The 19,472-nt window shown below is 49.9% G+C and carries 14 protein-coding genes; 2 read left to right on the forward strand and 12 right to left on the reverse strand.

Going from position 1 to position 19,472, the window contains the following annotated elements; all coding sequences use genetic code 11:
* Positions 1–80: 80 nt before the first annotated feature.
* The 11 genes from FKM52_RS17490 to FKM52_RS17540 form a co-directional block, all read right to left on the reverse strand.
* Entirely contained in the window at positions 81–3,272 is a 3,192-nt protein-coding gene (locus tag FKM52_RS17490) for an autotransporter outer membrane beta-barrel domain-containing protein (RefSeq protein ID WP_181407955.1), read from the reverse strand.
* Positions 3,273–3,395: 123 nt separating this feature from the next.
* A complete protein-coding gene (locus tag FKM52_RS17495) occupies positions 3,396–4,451 on the reverse strand; it encodes a fimbrial protein (RefSeq protein ID WP_141177438.1) in 1,056 nt (351 codons plus the stop codon).
* A gap of 62 nt (positions 4,452–4,513) precedes the next feature.
* Positions 4,514–7,006, reverse strand: coding sequence for a fimbria/pilus outer membrane usher protein (locus tag FKM52_RS17500; RefSeq protein WP_181407956.1), 2,493 nt, complete (start codon positions 7,004–7,006; stop codon positions 4,514–4,516).
* A gap of 61 nt (positions 7,007–7,067) precedes the next feature.
* Positions 7,068–7,790, reverse strand: a complete 723-nt coding sequence (locus FKM52_RS17505) for a fimbrial biogenesis chaperone (protein WP_141177440.1) — start codon at positions 7,788–7,790, stop codon at positions 7,068–7,070.
* A 72-nt stretch (positions 7,791–7,862) separates the two neighbouring features.
* A complete protein-coding gene (locus FKM52_RS17510) occupies positions 7,863–8,402 on the reverse strand; it encodes a fimbrial protein (protein WP_141177441.1) in 540 nt (179 codons plus the stop codon).
* 139 nt (positions 8,403–8,541) lie between these two features.
* Positions 8,542–8,826: a hypothetical protein gene (locus tag FKM52_RS17515; RefSeq protein WP_141177442.1), complete on the reverse strand. Its 285-nt coding sequence runs from the start codon at positions 8,824–8,826 to the stop codon at positions 8,542–8,544.
* A 92-nt stretch (positions 8,827–8,918) separates the two neighbouring features.
* Positions 8,919–9,233 (reverse strand): hypothetical protein, encoded by a 315-nt coding sequence (locus FKM52_RS17520; protein WP_141177443.1) that lies wholly within the window; start codon positions 9,231–9,233, stop codon positions 8,919–8,921.
* A gap of 268 nt (positions 9,234–9,501) precedes the next feature.
* Positions 9,502–11,658 carry a peptidase domain-containing ABC transporter gene (locus FKM52_RS17525; RefSeq protein ID WP_141177444.1) on the reverse strand — a complete coding sequence of 719 codons (2,157 nt, stop codon included), beginning with the start codon at positions 11,656–11,658 and terminating at the stop codon, positions 9,502–9,504.
* A 42-nt stretch (positions 11,659–11,700) separates the two neighbouring features.
* Positions 11,701–12,960, reverse strand: a complete 1,260-nt coding sequence (locus FKM52_RS17530) for an HlyD family secretion protein (RefSeq protein WP_141177445.1) — start codon at positions 12,958–12,960, stop codon at positions 11,701–11,703.
* Between the two features lie 4 nt (positions 12,961–12,964).
* Positions 12,965–14,332: a TolC family outer membrane protein gene (locus tag FKM52_RS17535; RefSeq protein ID WP_246085550.1), complete on the reverse strand. Its 1,368-nt coding sequence runs from the start codon at positions 14,330–14,332 to the stop codon at positions 12,965–12,967.
* 33 nt (positions 14,333–14,365) lie between these two features.
* A complete protein-coding gene (locus FKM52_RS17540) occupies positions 14,366–15,007 on the reverse strand; it encodes a LuxR C-terminal-related transcriptional regulator (RefSeq protein WP_141177446.1) in 642 nt (213 codons plus the stop codon).
* 1,549 nt (positions 15,008–16,556) lie between these two features.
* Between FKM52_RS17540 and FKM52_RS17545 the strand changes: the two genes are divergently transcribed.
* Positions 16,557–17,312 carry a 4'-phosphopantetheinyl transferase family protein gene (locus tag FKM52_RS17545; RefSeq protein WP_141177447.1) on the forward strand — a complete coding sequence of 252 codons (756 nt, stop codon included), beginning with the start codon at positions 16,557–16,559 and terminating at the stop codon, positions 17,310–17,312.
* A gap of 2 nt (positions 17,313–17,314) precedes the next feature.
* On the opposite strand, the gene FKM52_RS17550 is transcribed toward FKM52_RS17545, so the two are convergent.
* Positions 17,315–18,628 (reverse strand): NCS2 family permease, encoded by a 1,314-nt coding sequence (locus tag FKM52_RS17550; protein ID WP_141177448.1) that lies wholly within the window; start codon positions 18,626–18,628, stop codon positions 17,315–17,317.
* 172 nt (positions 18,629–18,800) lie between these two features.
* On the opposite strand from FKM52_RS17550, the gene yieH reads away from it, so the two are divergent.
* Positions 18,801–19,463, forward strand: coding sequence for a 6-phosphogluconate phosphatase (gene yieH, locus FKM52_RS17555; protein ID WP_141177449.1), 663 nt, complete (start codon positions 18,801–18,803; stop codon positions 19,461–19,463).
* The last annotated feature ends 9 nt before the right edge of the window (positions 19,464–19,472 follow it).

A 19,472-nucleotide genomic window follows, 5' to 3' on the forward strand; every position in this document is an offset into this window, starting at 1 on the left:
GTTTCGTCACGCCGAACGGAAAACGAAGCATGGGAAAAAATAAAGGCGCCGAAGCGGCGCCTTTTCTGTAGGTGAATTTATCAGAAGGTGTACTTCGCGCCTAACATCACGCTGGCATCCTGATAGTGATCGCGCCCTTTCTGCAGCGCGACGCTGCCGTTGAGATGGAAGTTATCGCTTACTTTCCCTTCAATACCGGTTTTCAGCTCAGCGCGGCTGCTGCCGCTGTCCTGCTGTACATTGACGCTGTTGAGGTTGACCTCGTAAGGGTCGCTGTTATACAGCCAGTTTACTTCTACATACGGCTTCAGGTTGCTTTCGCCCGGCAGTTTTGACTCTTCGATCCAGCCACGTACGCCAACACGGGATAACCAGTTGCGGTTTTTATTGGTAACTACCTGCGTACCGTTTTGCTCAACCATCCTGACGGTTTTCAGACCGTTAAAGATGAGCTGCGCATGCGGCTGAAGATAGAAGCCATAGGTGCGTTGGTTTTTGCCCTGACGTTCCAGCGCTTTCCAGGCGTAGCCGCCTTCCAGCGAGGCGCTGACGCCCTGCGTGCGGTATTTCTCTGTCCACAGACCTTCGCCTGCCACGCTGCTGTCAAACCAGTTATATTGCAGCCAGCTATCCAGCCAGAAGCCGCTGTCGCTGGCCTGGTTAGCAAACCAGCTGGCATAGGCGCCGACGCTATAGCCTGAGATAGAGCTGTCGGTTTTGTGGTTAGTCAGGGTTGAGTGAACGTTGGTTGACTGACGACCGTAGCCCAGCATCGGCCCGATATGCAGACGACCTTCGCCTACGTCAGCCTGCAGCAGATCGCCGCCCAGCTGCACAACATAGCGGTTGCTTTTCGCATCCAGCGAATTACCCATATAGGCGCGGTTATGACCGGCAACCTGACGCAGCCACAGGCTGGAGCGCGCTTCGTCGTTCACGTCAGACAGGCTACGGTTGCCGAGGCGATCGTGCAGGCTGAGGTTGAATAACGTGGCGGCCGCGGCGCTGTTCGCAATATAGCCGCCGGCTTCAGGACGTACCACGGCGCGCGTCGGTTTAGCCGGCTTGCCGGGATTATTTCCGTTACCGTTATCGCCCGGCTGCTCCTCCGGCGTATCTTCTTCTGTAAGCCAGTTCGTCAGATACCAGTTACCGGCGTTATCGCCTGCGCCGCGTCCCAGCTGATACTCATAGGCGCCGGCAACAATACGGCCCTGTTGTACAAACTCACCGTCAGATGCGCCGTCGACATGGATCAGCTCAACCCCGTCAACCGTTTGTGCGCCGGTGCCGCCCGCGTTGTTTACCACCACGTTGGTAGTACCGGACGTATCGCCTGCCACAATCAGCTTATTGGTTGCAGAGTCGTCGCCGTTCAGAGCGCTGTTAAATATCAGCGTGCCGTTATTGCCCTGATAATTTCCCTTAACGGTCAGTACATCGGCAACCACGCCGCTGTTAAACGCCACGGTGCCCGCATTGATCAGGTTCTGCACCGTGGAGTTGCCGGTCATCTGCCACTGGCTGCTGCCATCGACGTTGATATCGGCATTTTCTACGGCGCCGGTCAACAGTGAGTTTTCATAAAGCTTAATGGAAGCTTTGCTGTCGGCATCGACATAGATATCCCCTTTCAGAGTGGTATTACCGCGCGCTTCCAGCGTAGCGTCTGATATTTGCGTAGCGTCGTTGGGATTAGTAAGCACGTTTAATAATTTGCCGCCTTTACCTTCCAGCAGCGAGCCGTTGGTCGCGGACATTACCAGTTTGCTGCCGGATACCTTAATCGCTTCCAGGCTGGCGCTGCTAAGCGTAACGTGATCAAAGCTAATATTACTTTGCATCTGCTCACTGTAACCCCGCGCCCACATGCCTACGGCATTGCCGGCGCTGGTAAAGACGCTGTCCTTAGCCACCAGTTTTCCTACCGTACTGTAGATGGCTGCCGCGCTGTCACCATAGGTCGTCACCTCGCTGTTCTCTACTTTTAAAACGGAAGAGGGATTGACCGCCGCGCCGTAAGCATTTTCACCGCGCGTGGTAATAGTGCTGTCTTTCAGCGTTAAATAGCCGCCACCGGCACTAAAGACGCCTACGCCCGTTTTACCGGTGGTTTCAATGGTCAGATCGGTGCCGCTGGAGGCTTTAGTGGTATAAAAGCCATAGCTCTTTTCACCTTTAGTAATTATTTTTACCGAGGTGGCATCGGCGCCGGCAGAATCTGCGTTCAGAGCATGAGAGCTATTACCGGAAGATGACAGCGTGGCATTTTTAATCGTTAAGCTGCTGTCAGCGCTGGCCAGCCAGATAATATTGGCGTTATTTCCTGTAGAACTATAGCTGCCGCCGTTAATATCAGCGTGCCCGTCTGCATAAAGATCCAGTACGTTGCTATTATCCTGAGCAGTGGACGCATTAACATTATTCAGCGTGACTGACGCATTACTAACGGTAAGTGCATTTCCGCCATCGACGCTAATATTACTGTTACTAATACGGGATTGGCTAACTTGATGACTATTTCCGCCATCGATAACAATACCGCTTACTACGCCTTTGTTTTTAATCGTCAGATTATCCGCCACCAGCGATCCCGCATTTTGCTCGATAGCTGCAACATAGTTATTTGTAGGGTCGTTGAAGTTTATGGTGCTGTTTTTCAAATCTACCGATACGCCGGCATCGTTGATAAGCAGGCCACGGGACGTAGCGCTATTAGCATTAATCGTCAGATTATCGGCCGTTAGTTTTGTATTACCAGACAGGTCAATGGCGTTTGACGCAACGTTGCCCATGGTGATCTCGCTGTCTGTAATATCGATAATCGAATCACCGCTGCTCTTAATCCCATAAGCGGTCTGGGCATTCGTTATCACCGAGCTGTTTTTCATATCCAGCTGGCCTGATTCGATATTAACCACGGCAATACCAGTAACGCCAGGACTGGCAGAGCCGTCATTTTTTAACGTTACGCCATCAACCGTCAGCTTGCCGTTGTTCAAAATCTCCGCCGCGCCCGAGGTAGCGCTGTTGGCATTGAATTCATAATTGCCGTTGGCAATCAGCTCGCTTCCTGCACCGGAAACATAAAGCGGATAGTCTTTATCATCGGTACTGGTATAGCCGGAGGTAACTTGCGTGGTGCCGCCGCTCTCTTCTCTCCAGGACGATGCGCCATTTACCGAAAAGGGTAACAGAGATATGAGCAAGCAGGTTTTACCCACCCCTAACCCGGTAATCGGCAAAAAACCCAGATATTTCTTGCTATTCATAAACAATCCTTCGTATTGATATCGTTCCATTAAAACATAAGCAGATTGTTACAACCTGTAGGCCAGGCAGAGGTTATTCAGGCAGCATAAACGCTATGCGCCGTTAAGCGCGCATAAGCGTTATTATTTATAGTCAATGGTATAAGTAACAGTGCCGGAGTACATTCCCGGATTCAGATTACCATTAGTCCTGTAATAAGCAGCTCTTAATGGCACCGTAATTATATCACCCTGCCCGATAATATTATTAGCAAAATTACCAATTTCAAACCACTCATTTTTTGCCGGAGAAACATAACCACCGGAACTGTCTTTATGAAAAATCTGAAAACCAATTCCCTCTGCCGCCGTACCTGTCGGCCCTAAAAATTGATAAACCCCTTGCTGCTCTAACCCGGTAACCGTCTGGCCGCTAAACGCCATATTAATAGCTAAGGTGCTCCATAGATTACCATTACAGTTAAGCGAGACGTTAAAATCGGTAGAATAGCCGGGTACGGGGCCCACATTTTTTAGATCGGCCACGTTAACTAATGGCAAAGTCTGCTGAATGCTGGGCGTAGTAACGTTGCAGGTGTAGTCAGTAAAGGCGAGTTTTTTCACGTTTTGAGCGCGAAAGCGAAGATTCCCCGTCCCGCTATCGCCAAGGGAAAATAACCAGACTTCATTACTTAACGGAGAAATAGAGACGTTTTCTCCCGTCTTAACCAGTTCTACATATATGGGAATATTTACTTTGGTGTAATCATCCTTATTACCCAGGCCGCTGACGACAAACGCTTCCGTTACCAGACCGGTATCATAGCTTTTTCGCTCCGTCCCGCGTTCACCTTTGATGGTAACGTAAAACGTCAGGCCGCTTTTGCTTCCTAACGGATTTTTAATAGCGTTTCTGCTGACATAGATTTTTTGCGGCCCGCTGGCCAGCCCCGACAGGCTTTTTGCACAGCGCGCATCCAGGTGAATGGTGGTTTCATAAATCGTGGTGCCTACCGGCACAGACTTAGGTATCTGAGCCGGCAGGCTGTTAAAATCGAAAACATTAATAGCGGCGACGGAATTAGAAACATTTTCACACTCAACGGTAGCCGCAAAGCTTTTGTTGCAGATAAAAGGGGCGGCAAACAGCAACAGTAGCCCCCCAGTCTTAAAGCCGGATTTTTTTATTTTTGGTAGCATTATATTCTCCCTGATTCCTCAGTTTTATTGAGCCGATCTTTCCATAATCGCTGTCTGAACGGTCAGTGGCAGACCGTGTCTAACCGCTGAAAATGCGTTTGTCTTGTGTTGTTATTTTCCGGTAGCGTGACATCAAATGCGCAAACGTTTTGACTTTCCGCCCCCCAGCGCACCTGTAAATGGCTGTTTTTTTCCTCTAAGCGCACATAGATTTGTCCGCCCTGAGCCACCACGCCTACCTCCTGACCTTCATCGGTATGCACGCTGGCGCCGAAGGGCAACTCCTCGCCATCCGGAAGCTGCGCATGGATTAATACCACCCGTCCCTGTTTAGTTGGATAATTAATTTTGACTATCGCGCCGGCGCGCGGCACCGTCTGTTTAACGGTAGTTTCCAGCTCAACGTCTAACGGCATCCCTTCGGGATCAATACCAATTTTATTAATACGATAGGGCGCCAGATAAGGAACCAGCGCATAGCCGTCCTTATTAATCACAATGTCGCTATAGCCTGCAATCGATGCGCCGCCAGCCCCTTTCGCTTCAACAATCCCCATGGTATCTCCGGTATAGGCGCTGGTTAACCAGGTATTGGGTAGCACTACCACGCTGCCGCTCATACCCGCGTTATAGGACTGGAAACCCTGGCCATGCGTATAGCCCGCACTTAGCTGCGCCTGTTTCAAACGGTAAGAAGCAGACAGGTTTTGCGTGTTATCGCCCATATTTCCGCGCGAAAACCCCAGGCTATAGCCAAACCGATCGTTTGTTCCCAGGTTGCCGCTTACGCCAAGCTGGCTGGAGATGCCGTCCGCATCCTTTGTGGAATAGCTATTTACGTGCGGCGCATGCCTTTCCGTTCCCAGCGGCATGGATAAAGAAAGCATGTATTGCGTTTCCGTACTGGTGCTGGTTTTTGCCCGGTTGATACTGATGCCGTAGCTCAGGGAGTGAAAACTATTATTATAACCCAGCTGGTACTGTACATCGCTGCCCGTTTTGTCCCAATAACGCTCTATATATCCGTTGGCGTAAAAGTTGCCGTTGTCATTACCCAAAGGCTGGTTCAGCGTTAAAGAGATACGCTGCTGCGGCTGGCCGCTTAACTGCACCTTAGCGTCTTCATCCCGGCGGTATATTTCAGCAAGGCTGACGGCGTTAGCCAGGGATAAATAACCGGAAGAGGAAAAACGGTAGGCGGACAGCGAAACAGAGCTGTTCGTAGCGGTAATTAATTTGGTATAGCCGGCGCGTATACTCAGGCCGCTCTGGCTGCTGTCGCCGGCCTCAAATCTGGCGCCGGTAACATCCAGCGCGAAAGCGCCTGCCGGGGTGCTTACCGCGCCGCCAATCAGCCCGGCATAATAGTTTTTAGTGCCCGTCAGCCCGCTGTAGCCCGTCAGCCAGTTATTTATCCCATACTGAATTGTCGCCTGGTAAACTTCAGGCGAATAGTTCGCGCTTTGATTGCGCAACTCTCCCAGCAGCATGCTGTAGCGATAGCTGCCGGGACGCAGCATTTCGGAAATCGCCGTGTAGGGCACGGAAAAGGTAGTTTCCCGCCCGTCGGACTCCGTTACCTTAACCTGAAGATCGCCGCCATAGCCCGACGGATAGATATCATTCAGCATAAATTCGCCTGGCGGTACGGTAGTTTCATAAATCAGCGACTGATTTTGCCGAATGGTAACCCGCGCGTTTGTCTGGGCGATACCGCGCACCACCGGCGCGTAGCCGCGCTGGGAATCCGGCAGCATCTGTTCAGCGGTCGCCAGCTGTACGCCCCGAAAGGAAAAGGAATCAAACAGGTTGCCAGGGCTGGAGTTATCGCCAAGCATTAACCGCGCCCTGAGCGGAGTGATATCACGCTGCAGATTATTGCTGTATACGGTGTATTGTCCCCTGGTGTTGCTATTGCTCCACGCCCAGTTACCTGAGTGCTGGAAGATCCAGCCGTTAAGGTTAATACCGCCATTTAATTTACTGTAAAATGACTCGGAAATTTCTTTTCCCGCTTCCTGCCTGAAATAGCTATTATCGTAGCTGCCATACAGAACGTTAGCCCCGTCTTCCCATAAAGCCGGATCGACATAGCCCCTGGCAAGATTATGCAGATGCGCCTGGGGGATATGAATGTTAAGCCTCATATCAGAGAATAAGAATTTTGCACTGGAGGAAGCATCCAGCGTTTCTAACGCGATACACTCTTTGCCCTGGCGCAGCAGCTCCTGATGCTCAGCTGAAAGCAGCGCTACCTTAAACCCGGTCAGATTAATCAACGTCTGAGAGAAGCAGATAACGGATTTATTGTCTTTATCTTTAATATGAACCGTTTCCCTGCTTAAAAAACTATCGTTCAGATAGATGTCCGCGTCGTATACCCCTGGCGGCACGCTATATTCGCCGCTGAACTTTGACACATCAATATAGCCGCCCGCCGCGGAGTTAAGAAATGCCGGGTCAAAATCGACGTCCTGTGCGGCGGTGTTCAACGGCAGGCCATAAAGCGCAACAATAACGCACCATAATAACGGCGCGCTATTTTTTAATTTCATGCCTGTTTTTATAATCTGTAATAGCGACATGAAAATTCCCTTTTATAAAAAATAATCCGTTTCAAAGCCCCTTTTCAAGGGTTTGTACTGCGCCAAAATCGTTGATATAGGTGTAGCTTATTTTATTCGGCAGCAGCTTAGCGCCGGAAAAAGTGAATGCTTCTTTACTAAAGGGCGCAATCATACGGCCATTTTCATTTACCGATTTTCCGTTAGCGCTGGCCGTAATGGTCGTTATTGATATATGAAACGGCGTGCTATTTTCTGCTTCAACCAGGGTTTTGCCGTTCTCTTTAACCAAACGCCAGCTCAGTTTTTCAGCGGCTTCGCTAGCGGATAAAGGCTGAATGGCCAGCGGGCGGTAAAAAAGTTTGATACGTGAGCGAATCGCCATCTGCAAGGCATTGCCTTTTGCTTCAGACGCCTTGGGTGGAATTTCCAGCACGTTCAGCCAAAAAACCGACTCCCGATCGGCAGGTAAGGTAGCATCTTCACCTGTATAGTTAATGCGCAGGGTTTGCCCCTGAAAAGGTTCTATCCGCGCAACGGGCGGCAGCAGAACAAAGGGCACTTTTATTTTATTTACATTTTCCTCTTTCTTTCCGCTATCAATCCAGGATTGTACCAGGGTGGGATAGTCGTTTTTACTTTCAATACGGACGTTAATCTCATTTTTCCCTTCAGGATAAATCACCCTGGTACTGTTAATGATTACGCCGGAAAAAGCCGCGTTAGCATTTAACAGCAGGGTGGTAAAAATTAAGAGTAATTTTTTTGTTTTCATACTGAAGTTATCCCTGATGTGAACATAAAGTAGAAAAATGCAGGGGGCTGCCCCCCTGCATATAAAGCAAAATTAATTATATTCGATAGAATAGGTTACGTTGGTAGAAACATTACCACCGGTAACGGCACCCTTCGCAAAGTAACGAACGCCATATTTCATGGTTGCCGTACCATTGGCGATAGTTTCCTGTACAACACGTGCTGATTCGGCATCGCCAACCTGGATTACGCCACCATTTTTATTTAACAGCTGAATCTGTACGTTTTGAGCGGGAGTGGTAGCAGCAACGTTATTCAGATAGCCGGTGTCCATATCTACCGTGCTGCCCGGCTCAAAGAAGGCGTTTACTTTGTTAGTTGCAGTACCGCAATCCGTCAGAGCGATAGTAAAGGACGCATAACCAGCGGTGGCGCCAGCAGTAGCCAGAGAAGAAGCGTTCAGCGGGTTCAGAGTAACAGTGGCATCTTTATTAGTACCATTAACCTTAGCAACACAGGTATTGCTTTCGATTTTACCATTGATGGTAATAGTACCATTTGATGCGCTGGCCGGCAGAACTGCAGAAGAGAAAGCTACAGCTACGATTGTCCCTAATAAGGTTTTTTTCATTTTAAACTCCATTTTTTATATGACATTTTAATTAAAGTGAGCAGCCTGCTTAAGTTTTATTTGGCGGCTCACCTTTTATCGCCTGATAAAGCATCAGAGAACAGGTAATATTTACCAGGCGATAATCCTTTTAAAATAATTATTTTGCAGCAGCGAAAACCGCACCGCCTACGGCCAGGGCGCCAGCAGAGCCAATTGCGCCGGCTACCGCTACCGTTACTGCCGCAACGGCGAACAGACCAACGAAAATTTTACCGAAGAGATCGCCTTTACCAAAACCGGTAGATTCCGCATTGGTAGTAAAGTTACTTTCCCAGTCGGTTGCCGGCTTTTGCGGGCGGAAAAAATTAAGGATATCGGAAGTAGAGATACTAAATCCGGCACCTGAAACCTGTTCGATTTCCAAAGTATTAATAGTGCGCATAGTCTTATCCTGCTTTAGGGTTATTATTAACCTGAAGGGCGGGCAAAGCGGATTTCACCCACCTCATTTTTATTATTTTATAAGTTTACTAATTAAGCCGGCAGCGGAGTACCCATATCGTACAGCTGGTCCATAACATTATTGAACCTTTCCAGCGCGTAGTCATATCCGTTTACCATGCCATCAATCGCACCGAAAGTTGCGCCGAAGACAAGGCCGGCAACGCCGTAAACGGCTGAAGTCAGAATGCTCAGACCTAAGATGCCGCCAGCCTGGCCGCCGATAGTAGCCCATTTCATTGCGGTAGAAAGGCAACCCGCAGCACCGCCGAGGAACATGCCACCGATGGTGTCAAAGAAACCGCTACCAGCTACGTTTTGCATTTCGAATACAGTTAGTTCACGCATGATATTTTCCTTAATTTTTTATTTTTTGATTTTCTGTTCTTTTTTAATCAGCCACCTTCCGTAGCAGATGGGCTTATATTAATTAGCATTGAAATTTCGTACAATAGTAATTATTCCAATATTGACCATAAGCATGTTTTTATTAAAAATAGTAATTATTCAATATTGACGTAAGTTTATTTATATCAAAAAAAAAGCCGCCCTGATAAAGGACGGCGTTTGCGGCATATCAAAAATTTAATAATAAAGGTAAAGGGTGACTGCGCAATTAATTAAGAGTTGTTGACGCCAGCATCGCCTCCAGCTGTTCATGCGACACCTCAATTGCCTGCCCCTGATTCAGTAATATAATCCTGTCAGCGCTGCGTATCGTCTCCGGGCGGTGCGCGATGATAATACGCGTTACCGGCATTTTGCCTATCGCTTCGTTAATGCTTCGTTCACGCTCGACGTCAAGATGACTGGAGGCCTCGTCAAGAATCAGTAAGTCAGGCTTACGGTATAGCGCCCTCGCCAGCAGCACTCGCTGTATCTGCCCTCCCGACAGGGAAGAGCCCATATCCCCTACCAGGCTGTGGTAGCCCATCGGCATCGCGGTAATGTCATCATGGATTTGCGCTATTTTTGCCGCATATTCGATCCTTTCCATACTGGGTTCAGCATCGAAAAAGGAGATGTTATCGGATATCGAACCAGCAAACAGAATATCATCCTGCATAACGCAGCCAATACGGTCGCGGTAGTTGCGCATTCCCAGCTTTTTAATATCGATGCCGTCGATTTCAATCACGCCCGATTCTGCTTTCAGTAACCCCATCATCAGCTTGGCCAGCGTAGTTTTACCCTGGCCTGAAGGGCCGATAATAGCTACCGATTCACCGGCGGCGATAGCGATATTGCAGTGGTTAATAACGTAAGGTTCGGTTTCCGCATAGCGGAAGCAGAGATCTTTAATGGTTACCGAAGGCGCCTTATTCTCTCTGTCAGGCATGGACGGCAGCAGCGTTTCCATATCCGCTTCGCGATCGGTTAAAACGATATCGGCCAGACGTTCCCCATGCAGACGCAGCATGGTGAAATCAATTACCGCATCAACCAGCCCAGAAGCACGGCTAATAAACTGATCGGAGAAGCTGATAAAGGCAACCAGCATACCGCTGGTAAAGTTGCCTTCTAATACCTGCAGCGCCGCCATCCAGATAAGGACAATACGCCCAACCCCGGAAATCGTGCCCTGAATAGAGCTAAAGGCAATGGATAAACGCTGAATCGCCACCCCTTTATTGGTGCTTTCCACCACGGCGTTAGCATAGGCCGCAACGCGAATTTCCTGTTTGTTGTTTAGTTTTACCGCCTGCACGCCGCGGATTGACTCTAACAGCTGCGACTGCGCGCGCGCCGAGGCGGTAATCTGATCTTCATTCGCCTGACGGAAAGGACGGAACGATATCCAACGAATCACCACATAGGCGGCCAGCAAGGCCAGTACCAGCCAGGCAAGCTTGATGTTATAAATGAACAGCATGCCCAGCGTTACAATCGCCATCACGCCATCAAGGATCGAACTGATAAAGCGTCCAGTCAGGGTGCTCTGTATGGTACTGATAGAGCCAAAGCGCGACAGCACATCGCCCACATGGCGCGATTCAAAGTAGGACATGGGCAGGCCAAGCAGATGCGAACAGACGTTGGCCGTCCACTGCACGCTCAGCAAACTGGAAAACCATGTCGTTACCCAGGATCGCAACGCCGATATGGAGATATTCAGCAGCGTAACAATAATAAAGCCGCTGCCTAACAGGGTAAGCAGATCGTAATCCGCGGAAACCAGCACCTGGTCCATAACCCACTGCATGTAAAACGGGCTTAATATGCCGAACAGTTCAAGCGCGATGGACAGGATCATAACCTGAGCAAATGCGGAGCGAATGCCGGTTACGTTGCCGATCAGCTTCAGCATCGAGATGGTTTGTTTTTCCTGCACCTGGGTAAAGGTGGCAGTCGGCAGCAGTTCCAGCGCAACGCCGGTAAAACAGCGCGAAACTTCGTCCATCGGCACGTCGCGCTTGCCCCTGGCGGGATCGTGAATGGTTATTTTGTCTTTCGAAACGCTTTTCAAAACGACAAAGTGGTTCATTTCCCAGTGCAGGATGCAGGGGCGACGTAACTTATGCAGTTCGTCCAGTTCCAGACGTAACGCCCTGCCCGCCATGCCCAGCTGATGCGCAATCAGCATCACATCCGCCAGCGTGGCCCCTTTCAGCGAAGTGGGAAAGCGTTTACGTAAGGTCACCATATCGATACCGTGACCAAAATAGTTGGCTATCATGCCAACGCAGGTCAGACCGCACTCGGTAGCCTGCGTTTGCTGCATAACCGGTAATTTACGGCGCCAGCCAAAATTAAGTGCTTCTAAAAACTTCATAACAATCACAACTCCCTGTTGTTAGCTAATGGCTGGGGTAAATTAATTGCCTGAGCGACGGCCAAGCGCATACAGCGGCTCCAGTACCCATTCATAAAGACGGCGATTATCGATCAGGAAGTCAGCTTCCAGCGCGCTGCCCGGACGCAGTTTTTCTGTACGCCCATAAACATTGATATCTTGCTTATCCAGCTCAACGACTACGCGATAATGCTGTTCCTGAATATTGTTATTGCCGGTAAGCGTGGCGACTTCCTGCGGTGAAAGCGCGACGCGTGATACCTCGCTGACCTTGCCATACTGCTGGCCAAATTTCTGGAAGGGAAAAGCCTGATAGCGTAAAACCACCTTTTGTCCCGGACGAATAAATCCGATGGCGCGGCTGCTGACCATAATGCGCGCCTGTAATTTGCCATCATCAGGTAATACGGAAAACAGCGTCTGTCCTGCGCTTACCATTTGACCGGATTTAGTCATAATCGAACCTACCAGGCCATCAGCCGGCGCGCGCAGCACGATAGAGCGACGTGATTCATTTTCCGCTAACGACTGTTCCAGCTCGGAAAGCCGACGTTCAATCTCATTTTCCTTGTTACGCTTATTCATTGGCATTTCACGTAACTGCTGTCGCGTTTGCACCAGCTGCTGCTGCACGTCGAGCCGCTGACGCGCGATATCCTGCAGGCGCGCATCGGCATCAATAACCGCCGCTTCCTGCTGCTCGACCTGGCTGTTTGAGGCGTAGCCTTCTTTACGCATCAGAATCAGCTTATCCAGCTGGAGCTGGGCGAGCCGAGCCTGGCGGGTACGCTGCTGCTGCTGTACTTCAAGCTGCTGCAGCTGTGAGCTCAGCAGCTGTTCGCGCTCCTCATAGCCTTTGGTTTCTTCAATGAAAAGCTTTTCCTGGTTTTCCAGATCGGCTTTCAGACGATCGCGCTGTAACTCAAGCTGCTGCGCGACTTTTTCACGCGTCTGTCCGATGGCGGTAAACACCTCTGAAGAGACAGTGGCCATAGGCTGACCTTTGGTCACCAGCTGGCCTTCCTGTACCGAAATATCCACTACGGTTCCCGCCGTCATCGAGGCGACATTCATAATGCCTTTCGCCGGCATCAGCTGCCCGACCGCCGTTTCACGTTTGGTGTAGCTGCCGAAAATAAAAAATGCGGCGATAACTACGGTAATAAACCCAACCAGAGAAATAACCAGCCAGCGGTAAGGAGGACAATATAAAGCCACGGTACCGATCATCGTGGTTTTGTTCGCCTCTAAAGCCTCCTGGCGAAATAAGGATTCACTCATTACTTTAACGTCCTTGTTTGGTAGATTGCTGACTACTATTGGCCGGACACTGGAACTGATTTAACGTTGAGTAATCCAGCTCGCCCAGTTCCATTGATAATTTCAGGCCTGCGTTTAAATAGTCGTACTGTATTTTTGCCAGTTCCTGCAGAGTTTTATAATAACCCTGCTCGGCATTGAGCACGTCGATAATGGTTCTTAATCCAACTTTACGCCCATAGACGGTTGAATTGACCTTATCTTTGGCGGAGGCCAGCGCTTTCTTTTCCGCCAGATATTGGCTTTTGCCATTTTTCAGCTTCAGCCAGGCGCTTTGCGATTCCTGACGCGCTTTACGACGCGCATCTTCCAGTAAATCTTTTCCCTGCTCCCGACGACGGACAGCTTCAATAGACTGGGAGATTTGCGAGCCGCCAGCAAACAGCGGAACGGACACGTTAATGCCGACGTTGCTGTTACGCGTTTTTGAGGTGGTACCAAATATATCATCATACCTATTCGCATTTTCAGCGCGGCTCCAGTTGGTGCCGTAGGCGGCCTGTAAGGTGACGACCGGCAAGTGAGCGCCATGCGCGCCCATCACGTCGGCTTTCGCCTGATCCAGCTGGAAAAGCGCGGCGCGCACCTTGAGGTTATTTTGCGCCGCCTTCGCCAACAGCGCCTTGTGATCCTGCGGTACCGGCGAACGTGTGACGCAGGCCATATCTATCGGCTGGATCTCATCGGCATTGCGCCCGGTAATCCTGTTGAAAACCATATTGGCGTCTTCAAGATCGTTTCTGGCCGCTATCTCATCCGCTACCGCTTTATCATAGTTAGCCTGCGCTTCATCCCGCTCCAGACGCGTGCCTTCCCCAACTTTTAACGCTACCTGCGTTTGGCTGAGCTGTTTTGCGAAGGCTTCCTTAGCATTAATGGCGCTGAGCAGGATCTCTCTCTGGAAGATAACGCGAAAATAGGCTTCCGCTACGTTGGCGATGAGCTGCTGTTCCGCCTGCATCAGCGTAACGTCGGCGTAATTTGCAATGGCATCGCCACGTTTCCACGTGGCGAATTTCGACATATCGAACAGCGGCTGGGAAAGATTAACGCTGAAGCTGTGGCGCGTTACGCCAGCGGCATAGGTTGCTTTCGGCTGATCCTGCTTAGAGTGGGAGCCGTTCAGGCTAATGACCGGCAGCAGGCCCGCAAGACCCTGCCACCTTTTCTGCCTTTCTGCTTTTTGCGCATTACGCGCTGCGCTAATTTCGCTGTCATAAAGGCTGGCTGACAGTACCGCCTCCTGTAATGTCAGGCTATAGCTGCATGCCGGCATCATAGCCAGCGCCGCGCAAAGAGACGCCATGATGACGTGAACCTTCCTGGTGTTCATTACCAAGTCCTTTTTTTGATAAGAAAGCGAGGATTAAATAATGTTATTCATGCAAGCGTACTGGATAAGCTCGCTATTAGTATTCACGTTTAATTTTTTCATAGCGTTGTATTTTTGTGTGGCAACGGTACTTACCGCACGGTTTTGCTTTTTGGCAATATTCGACAGCGAAAGACCCATTGAGTAAAGGCGAATAATTTCCCACTCTTTGGCCGTTAAGCGGCTGGTCTTTTCAACATCGTTTTCGAGAATAGAAGAGATGAACTTAGAAAGGTAGGCGCTGTTGCGCTTTTTGCTGAAGATTTCACACAGTGCTTTTTTCATTTCGCTTACGGGATCGTATTTACTCACAATAGCATCAGCACCATAGCTTATTGCTTTTTTCAGAATCGATAAATTGTCATATTCTACATATAGTATTACCTTGGCTTCTGGCGCAGCTCGCTGGATGGCTCTGATTTTCGAAACGCCGTAGATTTGCGTTTCATCGTTCCCATAAGAAAGGTCTGTGATTATCGCGTCGATCTTCTCTTTACAGGATGAGCGAACAATGCCTGCTTCACTCAATGAAAAGTCAGAAATGATGTTGCAACCTAATTCATCCTTAACGTAGTTACAAAGGAAATACTGAATGGCAGGATACTTATCTGATATAGCTAAGTTAATTTTCAACATATTGAGATATCCTTCTCTGATGCTAACCCGGTGACAGCTGGTTCCCTATAATTAGCTCGTCACGCAGCTTAATTCCTTAGGCCAGGCAGACGAGCTAATTTCTTTTCACTCAATAATTTCTGATCAATCCTAATGGCTACTTCAACTATTAACAAGACATACCTACATTAAACAAGCGAATCAAAAATAGCAAAGCTTCGATAAACTCATTTAATGCTAATTGCTATCATTGCTACCAGGGAAACCTGAGATCACATAGTAAGTTATTGATTTTGATTCAATTAAGACGATGAGACTTCATATGAGATCTGGTAAAAATAGCAACTATGCTTATCTTTTTAAAAGAGAATTTTACCTTTAAATCTCAAGTTAACTAATTAATATCTCAATTTTACCTAAAAAACCTTAATTTATGAGACAAGTCTCGATCAGGTTTGAAGACCATTCTCAATAGCGTCGATGGGAGTGTTTGAGATCGGAGAGAGATTTTCTAAGACTTATCTTTTATCGTTAATACCCTTTTATTATTGCCGGTGATAGACTTACGTTAATTAACTTAGCTATCCGCGCGACAAGAAATTTCATAACCGAGAAAAAAAGCGTTTTCTATTCGTTTATTACGCAATTAGCTTACCAGGTGACTATTGATGAAATAATCTATTATTACCGTAATAAATTTGCGTAACTATTTAATTGAAGCCATATTAGCGCGCTGTTAAAGCCATTAAGGCGCAATATGTCATTTGGTTTAAACCATCCTTTCGTTACACTCTCTTCCTGCTTAGCTATGCGGCAACGGTTACCAAAGGCCCGTCGCGCGCCGAACCCCAGAAAAAGGCGTGTTCAACGCCATCGTCCAGCGCCGACCGGCGCCGGTTTTTCTGACATCGTAAAGACAGGTAGCTTCTCCCTCTGGCAAGGCCGTTCAGTTTTCTCTTACAGAAAAATATTACTTACAAATAAACAGTTACTGATAAAACCTATCTATCCATATGTTTTAAAACAGTTTTAAAGCAAAATACCTTCACAAAAAATGGCTAACCTCAACGGCAAACTGGCTGAAAGCGTGATTTTTTACCATGCTTAAGCATGGCGTCAGAGGGTTGTTAACTACGGCAGCGTAGCGGGCAGGGAAATCCAGTAAACTGGAGAGGTGAAAGGAGCTAAAGGAATAACGCCTCGCCTGATAGTTTAGCTAAGCCAGAAATAACGCAAACAAAAAACGGCATATCTTCCAGTAAGCTGGCGGACAGGGGCTTACCATAAATTAATACGGCGCCGCCCCGGCGCTAATGACATTAACCACAATAATGAAGCTGTTAATTATTTTTAGCAGAACTAAACATTAATCAGGCCAGCCACGCTTTATAAGGGGCATACGCTTTACTGTGATACTGCCTGTAAAGGTTTCTCTGTCGGCACTAACTTATGAGCCGGCATTCAACTTAATCCGAAAAAAAGGACCCTGTTGTTAAAGCGAGGTGCAAATACCTCAGAAAATTCTTACAATAAGATGGATGATTATCGGACCATTTTCACGGAGCGACAGATGGCAAGTCATTTTGTACGCTGGACGCTTGCCCAGTACCGGGCAGATGTGCAACGTATCCCAGCGGATATAGTGGAAAACGCCCGTTTCCTTGGCGAAAAACGGCGTAGTCGTTATCTGGCGGCGCGTATGCTGTTGGCTGAGCTGATGATGCGCGTCTACGGCATGCCGCAGCTACCCGCTCTGACCACCAGCAACAGCGGTCGTCCCTGCTTTATCGATCCCGATCTTCCCGACTTTAGTATTGCCTATGCCGGCAACGTTGTTGGCGTGCTGCTGGCTGAAGAAAACAGCCGCGCCGGACTGGATATGGAAATGGTGCGGGCGCATAGCCGCCAAACGGTAGAACATCACCTTCAGCACTTATCTTCCGGCGAGCGGGCGTGGATTAATGCTCAGCAGGATCCGCTGGAAGCTATCACGCAAATATGGACGCTGCGCCAGAGCGTGCTGAAGCTAACCGGAGAGAGCAACGACAGCAGCACCTCATTACGCCTGCATCCCGCTTCCGGCCGCCTGCGGTCGCAGCTGCTTGCCGATGTGCAGGCGGTATGCGACGTCGAACCGTTGCTGATTTGGTCATGCGCGCTGTCGCCTGCTACCAGCCGTCTGCGGCTGTGGGAAATAGACGATTGCCATAACTGGACCGCGCTGCGTGATATTGAAATGAATAAGGCGAATATGGGGCCGCATACGCTGCGGCTCACCAGTATGCCGGCGGAGAGGCAGCTGCAGCATGATGCTACAGCGCCATAAGGTTAATGCGCGTCGATAAACGCGATTTTAAGCACAAACAGTAGCGCCACCACCACTACGCAGGGGCTGATTTCACGCCAGCGTCCGGTTCCGGCCTTCATCACGCAGTAAGCGATAAAGCCCAGCGCAATACCTTCGGTAATCGAAAAGCTGAAGGGCATCATGGCGGCGGTAACGAAAGCGGGCACCGCCTCAGTCAGATCGTCCCACTTAACGCGCGCCAGGCTGGATGTCATCAGCACGCCGACATAAATCAGGGCGCCCGCGGCGGCATAGCCGGGCACCATTGACGCCAGCGGCGACAGAAACATGACCAGCAGGAACAAAATGCCGGTAACGACCGCCATCAGGCCGGTACGTCCGCCAACGGAGACGCCGGAAGAGCTTTCGATATAGGCGGTCACGGAAGAGGTGCCGATTGCGGCGCCGGCAACGGAGCTAACGCTGTCTACCAGCAGCGCCTGCTTCATGCGCGGAAACTTTCCTTCTTTATCCGCCAGCCCGGCCTTATCGGTAACGCCAATCAACGTGCCGGAAGAGTCAAACAGGTTCACCAGCATAAAAGAGAAGATGATTCCGGCCATGCTGATATTAAACGCGCCGGCTACATCGACCTGGCCAATAACGGAGTCAATCGCCGGAGGCGCGGAAAAGATGCCGCTGTACTTCACATCGCCCAGCAGCAGACCGGCCAGCGTGGTCACCACAATGGAGATCAGCACGGCGGCATGAACATTGCGCGACGCCAGCACGGCGATAATAAAGAAGCCCAGCGCGCCCAGCAGAACGCTGTGCGAGGATAGATCCCCAACGGAAACCAGCGTCGCTTCGTTAGCGACGATAATGCCGGCGTTTTTCAGCCCCATCAGCGCGATAAACAAACCGATCCCGGCGGTAATGCCGGTGCGCAGGCTGAGCGGAATATTGGCAATCATCCAGTAGCGCACGCGGAACAGCGTCAGCAGCAGCAGCCCCGTCGCTCCCCAAAAAATCGCCCCCATGCCGACCTGCCATGAATAGCCCATAGCGCCAACCACCACAAAGGCGAAAAAGGCGTTCAGCCCCATTGCCGGCGCCAGCGCTACCGGCAGGTTGGCCGCCACGCCCATTAAAATGCTGCCCAGCGCGGCGATTAAACAGGTAGTGACAAATACCGCCTGGGTATCCATGCCCGCAGCGCCAAGAATTTGCGGGTTAACAAAGACGATATAGACCATCGTCAGAAAAGTAGTAAATCCGGCGATAACTTCAGTTCGCACCGTGGTGCCGTGCTCCTGAAGCCGGAACAGGCGTTGCAATAAGCCTTGTTTTGTCATTTGTTACATCCGAACGGGAGGAAAGAGTCGCTGCGTATGCTAGCGATTTTGGCCGAACTGTACACTATTTTTCGCAAACGGTTGCGGTTTGCTGCAAAATCCCGTTATTGGCTCGCTTTCCGCGCCCGGTCGGTTAAAGTGAGCCTGACCGCACCATTAAGGATGAAGCAACATGAGTATTGAATGTCTGTTTTTTGACTGCGACGGTACGCTGGTGGATAGCGAACGTCTTTGCACCCAGGCCTATGTAGACACCTTCGCACGTTATGGCGCTGCCCTTTCCCTGCAGGAGATGTTTGAAAAATACAAAGGCGTAAAGCTTTACGACATTATTGCCGACGTAGCGCGTCAGCATCCTCTTAACGCGCCGGTAGAGGAGATCGAACGGGAATATCGCCAGCAGGTGGCGCGCCTGTTTGATGCTCATCTGCAACCTGTTGCGGGCGCAAAAGCGCTGCTGGAGCAGGTCTGCGTGCCCATGTGCGTGGTATCCAACGGCACGGTGCCGAAAATGCAACATTCGCTCGGTCTGACCGGCATGCTTTCCTTTTTTGCTGACCGGCTGTACAGCGGCTACGATATCGGCCACTGGAAGCCCGATCCGCAGCTGATGTTTCATGCAGCGCAGCAGATGCAGGTGCCGATTGAGCGCTGTCTGTTGGTTGACGACTCAGAAGCTGGCGCTCACGCCGGCATCGCCGCAGGCATTCCGGTATTTTACTACTGCGCCGATGCCCATAACCGGCCAATCGATCATCCGCTGGTTACGTCGTTTAACGATCTGGCCCAGCTTCCCACGCTCTGGCGCGAGCGCGGCTGGGCATTAACCCGCTGAAGCGTGGAG

The sequence above is a fragment of the Mixta tenebrionis genome, from assembly GCF_006517625.1.
Classification (GTDB): Bacteria; Pseudomonadota; Gammaproteobacteria; order Enterobacterales; family Enterobacteriaceae; genus Mixta; species Mixta tenebrionis.

What these genes read in the sequence shown, in the direction of transcription:
- FKM52_RS17495 (WP_141177438.1), bottom strand. Translation starts at nt 4,451, where the DNA reads ATGCTACCAAAAATAAAAAAATCCGGCTTTAAGACTGGGGGGCTACTG.
- FKM52_RS17525 (WP_141177444.1), bottom strand. Translation starts at nt 11,658, where the DNA reads ATGAAGTTTTTAGAAGCACTTAATTTTGGCTGGCGCCGTAAATTACCG.
- FKM52_RS17510 (WP_141177441.1), bottom strand. Translation starts at nt 8,402, where the DNA reads ATGAAAAAAACCTTATTAGGGACAATCGTAGCTGTAGCTTTCTCTTCT.
- FKM52_RS17530 (WP_141177445.1), bottom strand. Translation starts at nt 12,960, where the DNA reads ATGAGTGAATCCTTATTTCGCCAGGAGGCTTTAGAGGCGAACAAAACC.
- FKM52_RS17515 (WP_141177442.1), bottom strand. Translation starts at nt 8,826, where the DNA reads ATGCGCACTATTAATACTTTGGAAATCGAACAGGTTTCAGGTGCCGGA.
- FKM52_RS17550 (WP_141177448.1), bottom strand. Translation starts at nt 18,628, where the DNA reads ATGACAAAACAAGGCTTATTGCAACGCCTGTTCCGGCTTCAGGAGCAC.
- FKM52_RS17505 (WP_141177440.1), bottom strand. Translation starts at nt 7,790, where the DNA reads ATGAAAACAAAAAAATTACTCTTAATTTTTACCACCCTGCTGTTAAAT.
- yieH (WP_141177449.1), top strand. Translation starts at nt 18,801, where the DNA reads ATGAGTATTGAATGTCTGTTTTTTGACTGCGACGGTACGCTGGTGGAT.
- FKM52_RS17490 (WP_181407955.1), bottom strand. Translation starts at nt 3,272, where the DNA reads ATGAATAGCAAGAAATATCTGGGTTTTTTGCCGATTACCGGGTTAGGG.
- FKM52_RS17540 (WP_141177446.1), bottom strand. Translation starts at nt 15,007, where the DNA reads ATGTTGAAAATTAACTTAGCTATATCAGATAAGTATCCTGCCATTCAG.
- FKM52_RS17545 (WP_141177447.1), top strand. Translation starts at nt 16,557, where the DNA reads ATGGCAAGTCATTTTGTACGCTGGACGCTTGCCCAGTACCGGGCAGAT.
- FKM52_RS17520 (WP_141177443.1), bottom strand. Translation starts at nt 9,233, where the DNA reads ATGCGTGAACTAACTGTATTCGAAATGCAAAACGTAGCTGGTAGCGGT.
- FKM52_RS17535 (WP_246085550.1), bottom strand. Translation starts at nt 14,332, where the DNA reads ATGAACACCAGGAAGGTTCACGTCATCATGGCGTCTCTTTGCGCGGCG.
- FKM52_RS17500 (WP_181407956.1), bottom strand. Translation starts at nt 7,006, where the DNA reads ATGAAATTAAAAAATAGCGCGCCGTTATTATGGTGCGTTATTGTTGCG.